This is a genomic window from Paenibacillus sambharensis (genome assembly GCF_003233845.1).
Classification (GTDB): Bacteria; Bacillota; Bacilli; order Paenibacillales; family Paenibacillaceae; genus Paenibacillus_I; species Paenibacillus_I sambharensis.
On the sequence record NZ_QKRB01000042.1, the window covers coordinates 109,175 to 123,792 of the forward strand.

The following is a 14,618-nucleotide window of genomic DNA, read 5'->3' on the forward strand; positions in this document are numbered from 1 at the left end:
AGGGGGTACGGGATGAAGATTTATATCGTGGGAGCAGGACCGGGGGATCCGGACCTGATTACGGTTAAGGGACTAAGGCTTCTGCAGGAGGCGGACGTCGTCTTCTATACGGATTCGCTTGTCAGCGAAGAGCTGACAGCGAAGGCGAAGCCGGGCGCAGAGGTCGTGAAGAGCTCGGGCATGGCGCTCGAAGAGATGGTGGCGTTCATGGTGGAGCGGGTGAAGGCGGGGAAAATGCTCGTCCGGCTGCATACCGGCGATCCGGCTGTCTATGGGGCAACCATGGAACAGATGGCACTGCTGAAGAAGGAGGGCATCGATACCGTTATCGTACCGGGTGTCAGCTCCGTATTCGCGGCAGCCGCTGCGGCAGGAGCGGAGCTCACGATTCCTGAGCTTACACAGACGCTGATTCTAACCCGGGCGGAAGGCCGGACACCGGTGCCTGACCGGGAGCAGCTGAAGGATCTGGCTTCGCATCACTGCACAATCGCCTTGTTCCTGAGTGCTACGCTGACGAAGAAGGTGACCAAGGAGCTGCTGGCAGCGGGCTGGCTGCCGGAGACGCCGGTTGTGGTCGTGTACCGGGCCTCCTGGCCGGATGAGCGGATTGTGAGAACGACGGTCGAAGGCATGGACGAGGCAATGCGTCAGGCAGGCATACGCTCGCATGCGATGATACTGGCGGGCTGGGCGCTTGACCCGGATATTCATGGCAAGGACGAGTATCGTTCCAAGCTGTATGACCGCACCTTCACGCATGGCTTCCGCAAGGGGATCAAGCCATGAGGCTGGATGATAGGAACGGGACGGAGCCTATAAGTGAGCCAGTGATACTAAAGCTGGAAGAGGATGTGCTTGCCCCGATCCGGGTTACAGGCGATTATGCGGTGGTGGCGATTACGAAGCATGGGGTAGAGCTTGGGAGAAAGCTGGCAGACCGGTTCCCTGGAACCGATCTGTATACGATGTCTAAGTTTGCCCGCGGAGACGAGGAGATGAAAGGCATACAGCTGTTCGAGGGCAGTGTGCGGATGCTGTTTCCGGCTCTGTTTCCAGCTTACAAGGGCTTAATTCTGATTATTTCACTCGGGGCAGTGGTTCGCATGATTGCGCCTCTGCTGAAGGACAAGAAGACGGATCCGGGTGTTGTAGTAGTGGACGATAAAGGCCAGTATGCAATCAGTGTCCTGTCCGGCCATCTGGGCGGGGCTAACGAGCTGGCGAAGGAAGCGGCAGCAGTTCTTGGGGCTGTGCCGGTCATTACAACTGCCTCCGACGTGCAGCAGACGATCCCGGTTGATCTATTCGGCCGCCGGTTTGGCTGGAAATGGGAATCGGATGAGAAGCTGACGCCTGTCAGTGCCGCTGTCGTAAACGAAGAGCGGGTAGCGATCGTGCAGGAATCCGGTGAGCCCGGTTGGTGGACGGCAGACCGTCCGCTGCCCGGGCATATGCAGGTATTCAGCTCTGTGGGTGAAGCGCTGCAGCATGAGATGGACGCTGCGCTCGTCATTACACATCGTGTGCTTAACGAGGAGGAAAAGGCTATCCTGGCGAACGGCGTTCTATATCGCCCGAAGTCCATTGCGCTTGGGATAGGCTGCAACCGCGGCACCTCGGCGGAAGAGATCGAACAGGTTATCATGGAGACGCTCGCAGAGCAGGGCTTCTCTCCCAGGAGCGTGCGGGCGCTGTGTTCCATTAATCTGAAGCAGGATGAAGCAGGCCTGCTGGAGACGGCAGCCAAGCACGGCTGGGAGTTTGTCTGCTATACACCTGAGGAGCTCAATCAGATGCCGATTGAGGAGCCATCCGATACGGTGTTCAAATTTACAGGCGCTTACGGCGTCAGTGAGCCGGCGGCCAAGCGCTACAGCGGCGCCGATCAGTTGGTTGTGACGAAGAAGAAGAGCGGCAATGTGACTGTATCGGTTGCTGTTATGAACTTTACAGAACGCTGAGCAGCAGAGGAAAGGCGTGAATGCGGTGACAAGAAGACTGGTCATAGCTGGAACGGGCAGCGGTACGGGGAAAACAACGCTCACAATCGGCCTGATGGCCGCCCTTCGCAAGCGCGGCCATGTGGTACAAGGCTTCAAGTGCGGCCCTGATTATATCGACCCGACTTATCATACTGCCGTTACGGGACGCGTATCCCGTAATCTGGACAGCTGGATGACAAGCCCTGCTATTGTGAAAGAAGTATTCTCAATCGGGAGTGCCGGGGCGGATATCAGCATTGTGGAAGGCGTCATGGGGATGTATGACGGCAAGGACCCGGCATCGGACGAGGGCAGCTCGGCGCATATCGCGGAGATCACCGCCAGCCCCGTCGTGCTGGTTGTCAACTGTCAGAGTATGGCCCGGAGCGCGGCTGCCATCGTAAAAGGCTTCCAAGCCTTCTCACCGAAGGTGCGTATAGCCGGTGTTATCTGCAACCGGGTGGGCAGCGCGAATCACTTCCGGATCGTTCGTACGGCGATTGAGCAGACCTGCGGAGTGCCCGTACTCGGCTATCTGGAGCGCCATGAGGGCATTGAGATTCCGGAACGCCATCTGGGACTGGTGCCTTCCATCGAACGAGGTGAGCTGGATGGATTATTCGAGCAGCTGGCGGAGCTGGTGGAGCAGACGCTTGACATCGAGCAGCTGCTGCAGCTTGCCGAGTGCGAGCCGCTCGAAGCCGCACTGGAGCTGTTTGCAGCCCGCTCTGCAGATGGTTCGGGAAGGCCGGATGATGCCGCTCACAAGCGAGTAAAAATCGCTGTCGCACGTGATGCAGCATTCCATTTCTACTATCCTGAAAATCTTGAGCTGCTCGAAGCGGGCGGAGCTGAATTAGTATATTTCTCACCGCTAGCAGGGGAGCAGGTGCCTGATGAAGCAGCCGGGCTGTATATCGGAGGAGGCTTTCCGGAGGAATTCGCTGCTGTTCTGACGGAGCAGACTGCGGTCATGCAGTCGATTCGCCAAGCCGTCGAGGACGGCATGCCGACAATCGCGGAATGCGGCGGGTTCATGTACTTAACCGAAGCCATCGAGACAACGGACGGCGGGCGTTATCCCATGGTCGGCCTGATACCTGGCTATGTCAGGATGCAGCGAAAACTGGCGGCACTCGGTTATAGAGAAATGCGCGGCATGGGCGAGCATCCCTTCCTGCTGCCTGAAGAGACGGCGAGAGGCCATGAATTCCATTATTCCACCTATCATCCTGGGGATGAAGGAGCACTGAAGCCTGCCTACCAGGTGAAGGGTATGCGGGGGGAAAAGCTGGATGGCCACATGTCAGCGAATCTTGTGGCAGGCTATACCCATATGCATTTTGCCTCAGCGCCTCAGCTGCCGGCACGAATGGTGGAGGCATGCCGGAATTACAAGAATCAGAAACAAGGAGCTGACGCGAAGCTATGATCAGTGAAGCTATCAGACAGCGCCGGGCGGTCCGTCAATTCGACGGCCGGCCGGTAGAGAAACAGAAGATCGAAGCGCTGCTGGAAACGGCAGTATGGGCCCCGAATGACCGGCTGCGGGAGCCGTGGCATTTTTACGTGATCCAGGGGGAAGCAAAAAAACGCTATGAAGCGGCAGCGGAGAAGTTTCTGAAGGAGAGATTTCCTGCCAAGCCCAAGCTTGTGGAAGAATCGCTTAAAGTGCTTTACACCATACCAGCCCTGATTATTGTAACAGCTGACACGCTGCCGGATGATGCCGACAGCACGGAGGATAATATATACGCGGCATGCTGCGCAGCCTATAACATATGGCTATCAGCTGCAGAGCAGGGGCTCGGCTGTGTCTGGCGTACCAGAGGCATAGGCCTTGTGCGTGATGAACGGCTGCGGAAGCTGCTGGATTGCCCGGAAAACCGCAAGATTATCGGAACGCTCTGCATCGGCTACGCGGCAGAAGAGCCGCCCGTGACGAAGCGCACGGCAGCAGCAGAGAAAACAACATGGCTTGACTAACAGCATGATAATAGGAATTAACCTTCTTCTATAATCCATCCAGAGCCTTGCCGGTCCTGTCTTCAGGGATCTGGCAGGGCTTTTTCTGTAAGATGAGATTGGTTGACAATATACCCCCACCCGTATATAGTATACCCCAAGGGGTATAAAACCATCTGATCTTATATATCTAACAACTACCGGGGGGAAGGAACATGAAGAGCAGAAGAACAATTGTTATAGTTGGCGGAGTAGCAGGCGGTGCTTCGGCTGCAGCTAGATTAAGAAGACTAAGCGAGGAAGATGAGATTATTATGTTTGAAAGAGGGCCGCATATCTCCTTTGCCAATTGCGGGCTCCCTTACTATATAGGAGAGACAATTACGGACAGAGACAAGCTGCTGCTGCAGACACCAAAAGCGATGGCTGACCGGTTTCGTATTCAAGTGAATATACACTCTGAAGTTACGGCGATTAACCGGGACAAGAAGACCGTGACCGTAGTCAATCTGGGGACGGGAGACCGGTCCGAGCAGGCCTATGACATTCTGATACTATCTCCAGGGGCAAAACCGCTTATTCCCGATATTCCGGGAATTGAGGAGGCCGGCGGGCGGCTGTTCACACTGCGTAACATCCCGGATACTGACCGTATTAAAGAATATGTTGACAAACACAAGCCTCAGCATGCTGCAATCATTGGCGGGGGTTTTATCGGAATTGAGATGGCCGAGAATCTTCGCGAGCGTGGTGTGAAGGTTACTGTCATTGAGCGCAATGATCAGCTGCTGACGCCTCTAGACATTGAAATGGTTAAGCCGATTGAGCAGCATCTCAGGGACCGCGGAGTTGAAGCGCTTCTGAATGAATCCATCACTTCTATAACAGATAACGGCACAAAACTTGTACTGCAGTCGGGAAGACAGCTGGATACAGATCTTATCCTCCTGGCCATCGGTGTCGAGCCGGAGAGTGAGCTTGCTGCCGCAGCCGGTCTGGAGACAGGGATTAAGGGAGCCATTAAGGTTAACCGGCATATGCAGACGAGTGACCCGAGCATCTATGCCGTTGGTGATGCCATTGAAGTAAAGGAACGTGTGAATGGCACTGCCACTACGGTTCCGCTTGCTTGGGGAGCCAACCGGCAGGGCAGGTTGGCCGCCGACCATATTAACGGGTTGAATGCCGCTTATGAAGGGGCTTGGGGAACAGCAATTATCAAAGTATTTGACCTGACTGCTGCGGTGACTGGAAGCAATGAGAAGCTGCTCCACAGGCTGGGCGTTTCTTATCAGGCCCTTCATATTCACCCGGCTTCCCATGCCGGGTATTATCCCGGTGCATCACCGATTGCGATGAAGGTGCTGTTTGATCCGGCATCCGGCAGAATTCTGGGCGCGCAGGCAGTGGGGATGAATGGGGTAGACAAGCGAATCGATGTGATCGCTACAGCGATGCGCGGCGGGCTGCTGGTCCAGGATCTGGCAGATCTTGAACTCTCCTATGCGCCGCCCTTCTCATCGGCCAAAGATCCGGTTAATATGGCGGGCTATGCGGCGTCCAATATATTGAGCGGGCTGGTAAGCACAATGCAGTGGCATGAAGCAGATGACTTTGTTCGCAGCGGCGGTCTGTTGATCGATGTGAGGGATGCAGCCGAACGGGATTTCGGGTATATACCGGGCTCCGTCAATATTCCTCTTAACTTGCTTCGGGACAAGCTTCAGGAGCTGCCTCGTGACCGGGAAATAGCGGTATCGTGCCAGGTAGGCCAGCGCGGATATGTGGCAGCGAGACTGCTGGCTGAGCATGGTATTGAAGCCCGCAACTTAGATGGGGGCTACAAGACGTATGCCGCGGGCCGGCTGAATGATGTGCCGCAGAATCATAAGAAGGACGATGAAGCGGGGGCAGAGGCCACAGCTGCCAGCCACAGTCCGTCCGGTCAGGCGTCAGCATCGGAGATTAGACTGATCGACGCCTGTGGTCTTCAGTGCCCAGGTCCCATTATGAATGTGAATGAAACAATGAAGGTGATGGAGGAAGGGGAGCGGGCGCGTATACTGGCAACGGATATCGGCTTCGTCTCGGATATCCGCAAGTGGGCGTCCAAGATGGGGCACAGCGTTGAGCAGGTTGAGGTGGACAAGGGCCGTGTTGACGTGCTGATCCGCAAAGGCAGCTCTGCTGCAGCCGATGGAGCAATTATGATCAAGGGAGATGCGGCAGCCGTTACCCGGCAGCCCGTAAAAGACGGGACGACGATGGTCGTATTCAGCGGTGACCTCGATAAGCTGATTGCCTCCTTCATTATTGCAAGCGGAGCGGCAGCAATGGGCAAACCGGTCACCATGTTTTTCACCTTCTGGGGGCTCAATGCTCTGCGGAAAACCGGGGGGCCATCCGTCAAGAAGAGCGGTATGGACAGGCTGTTCGGCTGGATGATGCCTAAAGGAACAACGCGTCTGCCTCTCTCCAAGATGAACATGGGCGGGATTGGCGCGAGGATGATCCGTTCTGTTATGGCGAAGAAAAATGTGGAATCGTTAGAATCGCTCATGCAAGGTGCGGTCAAGTCAGGCGTTAAGCTTGTTGCATGTACGATGAGTATGGATATAATGGGGATCAAGCGTGAAGAATTGATAGACGGGCTGGAATACGCAGGCGTGGCGTCCTATCTAAGTGATGCTGACGATTCGGGCATTAATCTGTTCGTCTAGGAAAGTGGGAATTAAGGATGAATTATGACAAAGCGGTGCACAACCGCCTCAAGCGGATTGAAGGGCAGGTAAGGGGGATTATCGGCATGCTGGAGCAGGGAGAGGATTGCCGTGCTGTCGTTACCCAATTATCCGCGATCCGGACAGCCGTAGACAAGTCCATTGGCGTCATTATCGGCGCGAATCTGGAGCACTGCATCATGGAAGAGCTGGAGAAGGGGAACAAGCCGGATCATGTGATTAAGGAAGCGGTCGAGCTGCTGGTGAAGAGCCGCTAGCAGAGCCGAAAGCCTGAAGCTGAACGAACATCGGCACAAGCAAAACAGCAAGCCGACAGACAGGGGCGTGTTCGTCCTTCTCTGGCGGTTTGCTGTTTTGTTATTGTGCGGAAGTTATCCTCTCCCGCAGCTCTTCGCGGTCCTGGTCGGTTAGGCGCGGGCAATTGTAGCACTTCTGCCCGTCTGTCCGGCAGTAGTACATACAGCAGGATGAGCGGATAAGGAGCTTGGCGCCTTCTTTATACGGACTGTCAAGGTATCTCGGCCTTAGGTGGATATACGGGTTGCGCTTCCGTTTGAACAGGGAAGGAGAAAGCTCCATCAGAAGCTGATAGTCCTGCTCATAACGTTCCTGAACCTCCGGATCCTGCACACTAGCGAGCAGATATTCCTTGAGAATCATCGCCTGGCCGGCGAACTGGCCCCAGATAAGCTCGGTCTTCACGGCGGCACTGTCAGCGATAGCTTCTACAGCGGGTGTAATATGATCCGTTATGAATGTCTCCAGCAGGCGCCTGACCTGCTCACGGCGGGAGTCTCTGCCATCCTCACGAATCTCTTTCCATGCCAAACGGTTGATCTTGAATCCGAGATGGGCATGATCGTTATGTGACTCAGCTTGAAAGGTCAGATTGGGGAGTGTAAGATCCAGAAACCGGTTATAGCGGGACAAGAACAGCTGCTGCGTGGCAATCAGATTAAAGAAACACATTCCCGCGAAGGAGGAAGGCAGCTCCAGGCCAGTAGCCTGAACAAGGCTTCCGCCTAACTGCATGGCATTGCGGGCCTTTACAGGGTCGAGAAGATCCTCCGCAGGCAAGTTAAGCAGCGGCTCCTCCATACCCTCCGGTGAAATATGAAAAAATTGTTTTACGAGCGAAAAATCCATCGTAACCTCCTGGCCAGCACATATTGAGAATCATTATCATATAAGTTGATGATAGGTTAGAACCCTCATTCTGTCAATTTGCAATTTAACCGGTGATTCAGATCACTGCCAAAAAGTAATAGCTAATACAAGGTGGTCCAACTGCCGATATACATGACAAGCGAAAGCACTAAGAGCAGAACAATCGGAGGAATCCACGTGAGATATGTCAGCATAGAGCGGGTAGAACCAGGCCACTATCTGGGCAAAACAATATATTCCGCGAATGGGACGGTCATGCTGTCGGCAGGCGTTCAATTGACGGTGTTCATGATTAACACCTTGAACCGAATCGGCGTAACGATGCTGTACATTCAAGATGCTGCCTACGCCGATATAGATATCTCGGACATGGTCAGTGAGGAGACGAAGCAGGCCGTCATCCGGGAAATGAATGAGACGGTAGAAGCACTCCGTTCCGGAAAGGAATGGAAGGCTGGCAAAATCGGTGTTCAGATTAATGCGATATTGGAAGCGGTCATGAGCAGTGAGGGGGTCATGCTGCAGTTAAATGACATTCGAACGGCAGAGAATCAATGGTACGTGCATGCCTTGAATGTCTGTATGATCTCAACGTTAATCGGCGCTAACATGGGCTTGAACGCCCAGCAGCTCAAGGAGCTGGCGGCCGGTGCACTGCTGCATGATATTGGGAAAGTCGGTGCAGTACCCTGGGTTGAATCAAGCGGAACGCTGCAGGAGCACCACACTTGGCGGGGATTCGAGCGTCTTAAGAGCAAGCAGGAGTTCAGCCTGCTTACAGCCCATGTTGCGCTTCAGCATCATGAGCAGCCGGACGGGAAGGGCTTGCCGCGCGGACTTTCCGCAGATGAAATCAATTCATATGCCAAAATTGTAGCCGTTGCGAACCGGTATGATAATCTGGTTAATCCTGCAATCGGCGCTCTGCAGCCGCAGGATGCTGTGGAAGAGCTGATGGCTATGTCGGAAAAAGAACTGGATCACAAGGTGCTGATCCAGTTCACACGGATCATATCTGTCTATCCGAATGGTACGGCGGTCCGTCTCTCTACCAAAGAAACAGGTGTCGTTGTACGTCAGCATCGCGGACTGCCTTCGCGGCCAGTAATCCGGATTGTTAAGGGAAGCGGTGAAGAGTTTGAAGTTACCGAGATAGATCTCGCCCTGCACACAACCGTATTTATTGAGGCTGTACTTACGTAAGAGTGTTTATACTCCTCTTATAACACGGACATCGGCCGGAATTATATTCTCGCCTTCATAGAGCACAAACCGTCCGTTCTGCCATTCTATTCGAAGCAGCCTGCGGTCATCTGTCTGGAACTGCCACACATGCTGCTCGCCTCCCTGCATGAACGGCGTTTTGCCAGCAGCGGTAATAAAGCCGGCGAAATGCTCTTCCAGATGATAGGTCCGTCCGTCAAGTTCAATCGTAGCGGGTACCTCCTGAAGGGAGTCGAGTCTGCCATCGACGGGGTCGTACAGCGCATACACGGTCCGTTCTCGTTCTTCTATAGACAGGTAGCGTATAGCCGCGCCATCCTGAAGCGTCAGGATGACGGCATTGCGCTGCCTGTTTTGCGTGCGTCCGGTGACCTGGTAAGTAACTAGTGAAACCTCGCATACATCGCCAGGACCGAGCGTCAGAATACTCTTCTCCGCCTGAACGGGCGGCTGCTTGCTGATCAGATTCTTGACTCGCTTGAATAAGCTCATTAGCCGCTTCTTCCTTTCTTGCTTGATCAATGTAGTGGTCCGGAAAATAAGCCGCCACTGCCGGAAACCGGATGATACCGGTCCGGCATGGGCGGCTCTTCATGCAGAATATTATTGATTATCCTTGTTCTCATACTGCTTCATCAGAGCAGCCAATTCATCTTCGACAGCTTTGTCCTTGCCAAGCGCCGCAAATTCTTCATCAAGCGATCTGCCCTTAGAGCTGTTCAGTTCATTGCTGGCTTCGGCTTGAGCTTCCATCTGCAGCATCTTTTCTTCCATGCGCTTCATGCCAGAGCCTGCCGAGTTACCGCCGAAGCCGCTCATTGTCTTGTTAATTTCATTCTGAGCTTTGGCTGCGTTATAGCGGGCAACCAGCGATTCGCGTTTGCTGCGGAGGTCGGACAGCTGCTTGCGCATCTCATCCAGCTTGCCGCGCAGATTGTTCGCGAGCATCTGATTTTGCTCGAAGCTGGCTTTGTACTCGTTCCGCTTATCCTCTGCGTTCTTCTTCTCTTCCAGCGCCCTGCGGGCAAGATCAATGTTCTGTGCCTGTGCTGCTGTATGTGCCTGTTCAGTCCGGCGCTGCACGAGCGCCTCCTGCTCTTCGAAGAGAAGCTTGAACTTCTTCTCAAGAGCGATTTGTGCGGCAACAGCCTTCTCGGCGTCTTCAAGATCACTCTGCATATCGCGGATATATTGGTCAGTGAGCTTTACCGGGTCTTCAGCCTTCTCAATCAGTGCATACACATTGGACATTGTTAAATCACGCAAGCGTTTAAAGATCGACATGATTAGTAAGCCTCCCTGTTTGTTATTGCCATACTTAACCATACGCATTGCGGCAGAAGCAGGTTTCATCGATTCACAAATTCAGGCTGTTCGTGTTTTTGCTGTATTGGCATGTTGATACACTGCCAGCTGACCGATATAGAAGATATAAGCGCGCAGGGAGGCGACAGAAATGTGGGAATGGCTCAAGAAAACAAGACAGCAGCAGGATAACGGGGAATCCGTGAATGAAGCCGGACTTGGGGGTTCAAGAGCAGCTGAGACAGAGGAATCGGGGAAGGAACCGCAAGCAGATGAAAAAGCGGCACCGGCCGTTATTGTCATTACGGGATCAAGCGGAGCAGGACGCAAGCAGCTGGCATGGCAGCTGAGCAGAGAGCTTGGCCTTCCTTATATCCGCTCCTACACAACCCGCGGCAAAAGACCGGGGGAAGAAGAGGGCCAGCATTATCGTTTTATAGACCCGGGGCAATTCGAGGCGATGAGAGAGCGGGATGAATTTTTTCAGTCGGTAAAGCTGGGCAGGGGCAGATATGGCATCAAGGGATCGGAGCTGCGCAGTGCGCTCGAGCAGTCCGGCAGTGTGATTGTCGTGGTGAACCGCGAAGGGGCGCTGTCCTTCAAGAAGGTGTTTGGCGCTCGTGCTGTGAGGGTATTCATATATACGACAAAAGAAGATTTGCAGGTTCGTATGGAGAAGGAACGGGTTCCGCAGGATATCATTATGGAATACATGGAGCTGTACACAGAACAAGTGCATAGCAAGCGCGAGTGCGAAGTTGTTCTGCAAAACAGGGAGCATACCGAAACCGTCAACCGGCTCCTCCAAACATTTAAAACTGACAAATAGCCGCGTTGTCCGCGGTTATTTCTGTTTCAAGCCGTATTATTTAAGATAATTTTTGAAACCATAAGGCAGGCGGCCCGTAATAATAAGGGGGTTATGCTGGTAAGATTTATTCTTCCGGCCGGTATCGGACAATTCGGACATATTCACGCGGCAGGAACGGCCTTGCCTGCTGTACATATAGCCTGTTTTGATGTGCAGGCGGATGCAGAATCCGGACTTCATGGTCAGGGTTGTCAGTCTCCTGCAGATTTGTATATCGCGTTTGTTCGGACAGACGGTTTTCCTGCCAGCCCCAAATTAGTAAAAGCATCAGCAACGCGCCGCATGCTGCGGCTTTTTTTATGATCATAGTCTCACTCCTTGTTACTAGGATGAGCATGTAAGGGAGTGATTTATTCATGAACATTTGGTTTGACTTGGATTTTTTTTCATGATGTGTATCATAATAGCTTGTGAGCAGGCTGTGTAACACTGCATTTATATTTTTCACCGAGATGGGGGTATGACGGTTGTCTCTACTGCATTTAGCCATACTGGCGCCATTCATTTACGCCATAGCCGTTCCATTCTTTAGAAAGTACATAAGGGGCGTGCATACCGGCTGGTTTGTTCTGCCAGTTCCCGCTCTGCTGTTCGCCTATTTTATAAGCCGGGTACCAGATGTTCAGGGCGGGCACAAAGAGCTGTCCACTGTCCAATGGATTCCGTCAATGGATTTGAATTTTACAGCTTATCTGGACGGACTGGGGCTACTGTTTGCGCTGCTCATAACGGGAATCGGTGCGCTGGTCGTTCTGTATTCCATCTATTATCTGGGCAAGGATAAGGAAGCGATCCACAGATTCTATGTATATCTCCTGATGTTCATGGGAGCGATGCTGGGTGTTGTCCTCTCTGATAATCTGATCGTGCTTTACGGCTTCTGGGAGCTGACCAGCTTGTCTTCGTTCCTGCTCATTGCCTTCTGGAATGAACGGGCCAAGTCGCGCTACGGAGCGCAGAAGTCCATGCTGATCACCGTCTTCGGCGGTTTCGCCATGCTGGCAGGCTTCGTCCTGCTGTACATCATGACAGGCACCTTCAGTATCCGGGAGATTATCGGCAGTCTTGATTTGGTGACCGGTCATGCGTTCTTCCTGCCGGCGATGCTGCTGGTTCTGCTGGGCGCCTTCACAAAGTCAGCCCAGTTTCCGTTTCATATCTGGCTTCCGGATGCGATGGAAGCACCGACGCCGGTCAGTGCCTATCTGCACTCGGCCACTATGGTGAAAGCCGGCATTTACCTGGTAGCCAGAATGACGCCAGTGTTCGCCGGAGCTGCCGAATGGTTCTGGCTTGTTACGGGAGTCGGCTTGGTTACGTTGTTCTGGGGTTCATTCTCCGCTGTCAAACAGACGGATCTTAAGGCCATTCTCGCTTTCTCAACTATCAGCCAGCTGGGTCTGATTATGTCCCTGCTGGGTATGGGATCAGCTGCCGTATACTACGGTCTGTCCGATGAATCGGCGCTCTATACCAAGGCGACCCTTGCGGCAGTATTCCATCTAATCAATCATGCGACCTTCAAGGGTGCGTTGTTCATGGTTGTCGGTATTGTAGACCATGAGACAGGAACCCGTGACATACGCAGGCTCGGCGGCTTGATTACGTTCATGCCGATTACGTTTACCTTCGCACTGATCGGGTCCTTCTCAATGGCCGGCTTGCCGCCGTTCAACGGCTTCCTGAGTAAGGAAATGTTCTTTACGGCAGCATTGAACGTGACACACCTGGACATCTTCAACATGGAAACATGGGGTGTGCTGATCCCTGTGGCAGCTTGGCTGGCCAGTGTGTTCACCTTCGTATACAGCATGATCATCGTGTTCAAGACATTCACCGGCAAATACCAGCCGGATAAGCTTGACGTGAAGCCGCATGAGGCTCCTCTCGGGCTCCTATTGCCGCCAGCTGTGTTGATTTCGCTGGTCATTGTATTCGGTTTATTCCCGAATATTTTGTCCTACCGGATTATTGAGCCGGCGATGGCATCTATTCTGCCTTCGCTGCTGATGCCAGGTGACCAGTTCGAGGTTAAGATCCACTTCTGGCACGGCTGGACAGTGGAGATCTTCATGACAATCGGCGTTATTGTGCTAGGTACGCTGCTGTATCTGCTGCTTAACAGATGGTCGAGTATATACAGCAAGCTGCCGCAGAAGCTGACGCTAAATACCTTCTATGACCGCGGTCTGTACTACCTGGACCGCTGGTCGAACCGGGGCACGCGTGCTTATATGACGGGGTCCGTGCGGGACTATTTGATCTATATCTTCACTTTCATGGTCTTAATACTGGGTTACGTGCTGTATAGAACGGATTCGGTACGCTGGTACTCCGGGGAACTGGCGGAAATCACCATTTATGAATTCGTTCTTGTGCTTGTGCTGATAGCTGCTGCCTTGGCGGTGCCCTTTACCCGCTCCAGAGTTACAGCAATCATCCTGGTAGGCGGTGTAGGCTACATTGTAACGCTGTTCTTCGTTATTCTGCGGGCGCCTGACCTGGCGCTGACACAGATGATTGTCGAGACGGTCTCAGTGGCATTGTTCCTTCTCTGCTTTTATCATCTGCCCAAGCTCAAGTTGGAAAAGGCGCCTATGCGCTTCAATCTGCGCAATTTCCTGGTTGCCGCTGGAATCGGTACGATTATGACCCTGATTGCACTTTCAGCTAACGATACGAGATTGTTTACGTCGATCTCAGAATACTTTGTTGAAGGCAGCTATGAGCTTTCGGGCGGCAAGAATGTGGTTAACGTCATACTGGTCGATTTCCGGGGCTTTGATACCCTGCTTGAAATTATGGTGCTTGGAATAGCATCACTCGGTATATTTGCCATGATCAAGCTTCGTGCTGACCGCAATGACCCGGCTGCAGCGCTGGCAGCGTCCGCCAAGCTGGACAAAAGCAGCAAACGGAGAAAGGGGAAAAGCGCATGAAGACCAATGATGTCATTTTGCAGACAGTCGCCAAGATTGTTGTGTTCATAATCCTGACGTTCTCCGTCTTCCTGTTCTTTGCCGGGCATAACAATCCGGGGGGAGGATTCATTGGCGGGCTGGTGACTGCAGCGGCTCTTGTGCTGCTTGCCCTTGCTTTTGATCTGGAGACGATCCGCAAGGTCGTTCCGGTGGATTTCCGCAAAGTGATGGCAGTCGGACTGCTGATTGCCCTGCTGACAGGCATTGGATCGCTGGTGCTGGAAGTCCCGTTCCTCAGCCATACGTTCGGACACTGGGATCTTCCGCTCCTTGGCGATACGGAGCTTGCTACTGCCACATTGTTTGACCTAGGCGTATATCTGGCTGTTGTAGGGGTTACAATGACCATCATTCTATCAATCGGGGAGGACCACTAATT

The 14,618-nt window shown here is 53.3% G+C and carries 12 protein-coding genes and 1 pseudogene; 9 read left to right on the top strand and 4 right to left on the bottom strand.

What is annotated here, in order from left to right:
* The first annotated feature begins 12 nt into the window (after window positions 1-12).
* From cobM to DNH61_RS09560, 6 genes are all read left to right on the top strand, one after another.
* Complete coding sequence (cobM, locus tag DNH61_RS09535) at window positions 13-789, top strand: precorrin-4 C(11)-methyltransferase (RefSeq protein WP_111146429.1); 777 nt, start codon at window positions 13-15, stop codon at window positions 787-789.
* Window positions 786-1,964 (top strand): cobalt-precorrin 5A hydrolase, encoded by a 1,179-nt coding sequence (locus tag DNH61_RS09540; protein ID WP_111146430.1) that lies wholly within the window; start codon window positions 786-788, stop codon window positions 1,962-1,964. Before cobM ends, DNH61_RS09540 begins: the two co-directional genes overlap by 4 nt.
* 25 nt (window positions 1,965-1,989) lie before the next feature.
* The gene (locus tag DNH61_RS09545) at window positions 1,990-3,417 is read left to right on the top strand and encodes a cobyrinic acid a,c-diamide synthase CobB (protein ID WP_111146494.1); all 1,428 of its coding nucleotides are present in this window, start codon (window positions 1,990-1,992) and stop codon (window positions 3,415-3,417) included.
* Entirely contained in the window at window positions 3,414-3,971 is a 558-nt protein-coding gene (locus DNH61_RS09550) for a nitroreductase family protein (protein WP_111146431.1), read from the top strand. Before DNH61_RS09545 ends, DNH61_RS09550 begins: the two co-directional genes overlap by 4 nt.
* A gap of 194 nt (window positions 3,972-4,165) precedes the next feature.
* On the top strand, window positions 4,166-6,670 hold the full coding sequence (locus DNH61_RS09555) for a CoA-disulfide reductase (protein ID WP_111146432.1): 2,505 nt from the start codon (window positions 4,166-4,168) through the stop codon (window positions 6,668-6,670).
* A 17-nt stretch (window positions 6,671-6,687) separates the two neighbouring features.
* Complete coding sequence (locus DNH61_RS09560) at window positions 6,688-6,948, top strand: metal-sensitive transcriptional regulator (protein ID WP_111146433.1); 261 nt, start codon at window positions 6,688-6,690, stop codon at window positions 6,946-6,948.
* A 100-nt stretch (window positions 6,949-7,048) separates the two neighbouring features.
* On the opposite strand, the gene DNH61_RS09565 is transcribed toward DNH61_RS09560, so the two are convergent.
* Window positions 7,049-7,837, bottom strand: a complete 789-nt coding sequence (locus DNH61_RS09565; protein WP_111146434.1) for a hypothetical protein — start codon at window positions 7,835-7,837, stop codon at window positions 7,049-7,051.
* Between the two features lie 198 nt (window positions 7,838-8,035).
* On the opposite strand from DNH61_RS09565, the gene DNH61_RS09570 reads away from it, so the two are divergent.
* Window positions 8,036-9,061, top strand: a complete 1,026-nt coding sequence (locus tag DNH61_RS09570) for an HD-GYP domain-containing protein (RefSeq protein WP_111146435.1) — start codon at window positions 8,036-8,038, stop codon at window positions 9,059-9,061.
* A gap of 6 nt (window positions 9,062-9,067) precedes the next feature.
* Here DNH61_RS09570 and DNH61_RS09575 read toward each other — a convergent pair whose 3' ends face one another.
* Window positions 9,068-9,574, bottom strand: coding sequence for a DUF4178 domain-containing protein (locus DNH61_RS09575; RefSeq protein WP_111146436.1), 507 nt, complete (start codon window positions 9,572-9,574; stop codon window positions 9,068-9,070).
* Window positions 9,575-9,685: 111 nt separating this feature from the next.
* A complete protein-coding gene (locus tag DNH61_RS09580) occupies window positions 9,686-10,366 on the bottom strand; it encodes a PspA/IM30 family protein (RefSeq protein ID WP_111146437.1) in 681 nt (226 codons plus the stop codon).
* A 172-nt stretch (window positions 10,367-10,538) separates the two neighbouring features.
* Between DNH61_RS09580 and DNH61_RS09585 the strand changes: the two genes are divergently transcribed.
* A complete protein-coding gene (locus tag DNH61_RS09585; protein ID WP_111146438.1) occupies window positions 10,539-11,216 on the top strand; it encodes a guanylate kinase in 678 nt (225 codons plus the stop codon).
* Window positions 11,217-11,322: 106 nt separating this feature from the next.
* Here DNH61_RS09585 and DNH61_RS26300 read toward each other — a convergent pair whose 3' ends face one another.
* Window positions 11,323-11,565, bottom strand: coding sequence for a hypothetical protein (locus DNH61_RS26300; RefSeq protein WP_181438635.1), 243 nt, complete (start codon window positions 11,563-11,565; stop codon window positions 11,323-11,325).
* Window positions 11,566-11,725: 160 nt separating this feature from the next.
* On the opposite strand from DNH61_RS26300, the pseudogene DNH61_RS09595 reads away from it, so the two are divergent.
* Window positions 11,726-14,616: pseudogene (locus DNH61_RS09595) on the top strand (Na+/H+ antiporter subunit A).
* Window positions 14,617-14,618 lie beyond the last annotated feature (2 nt).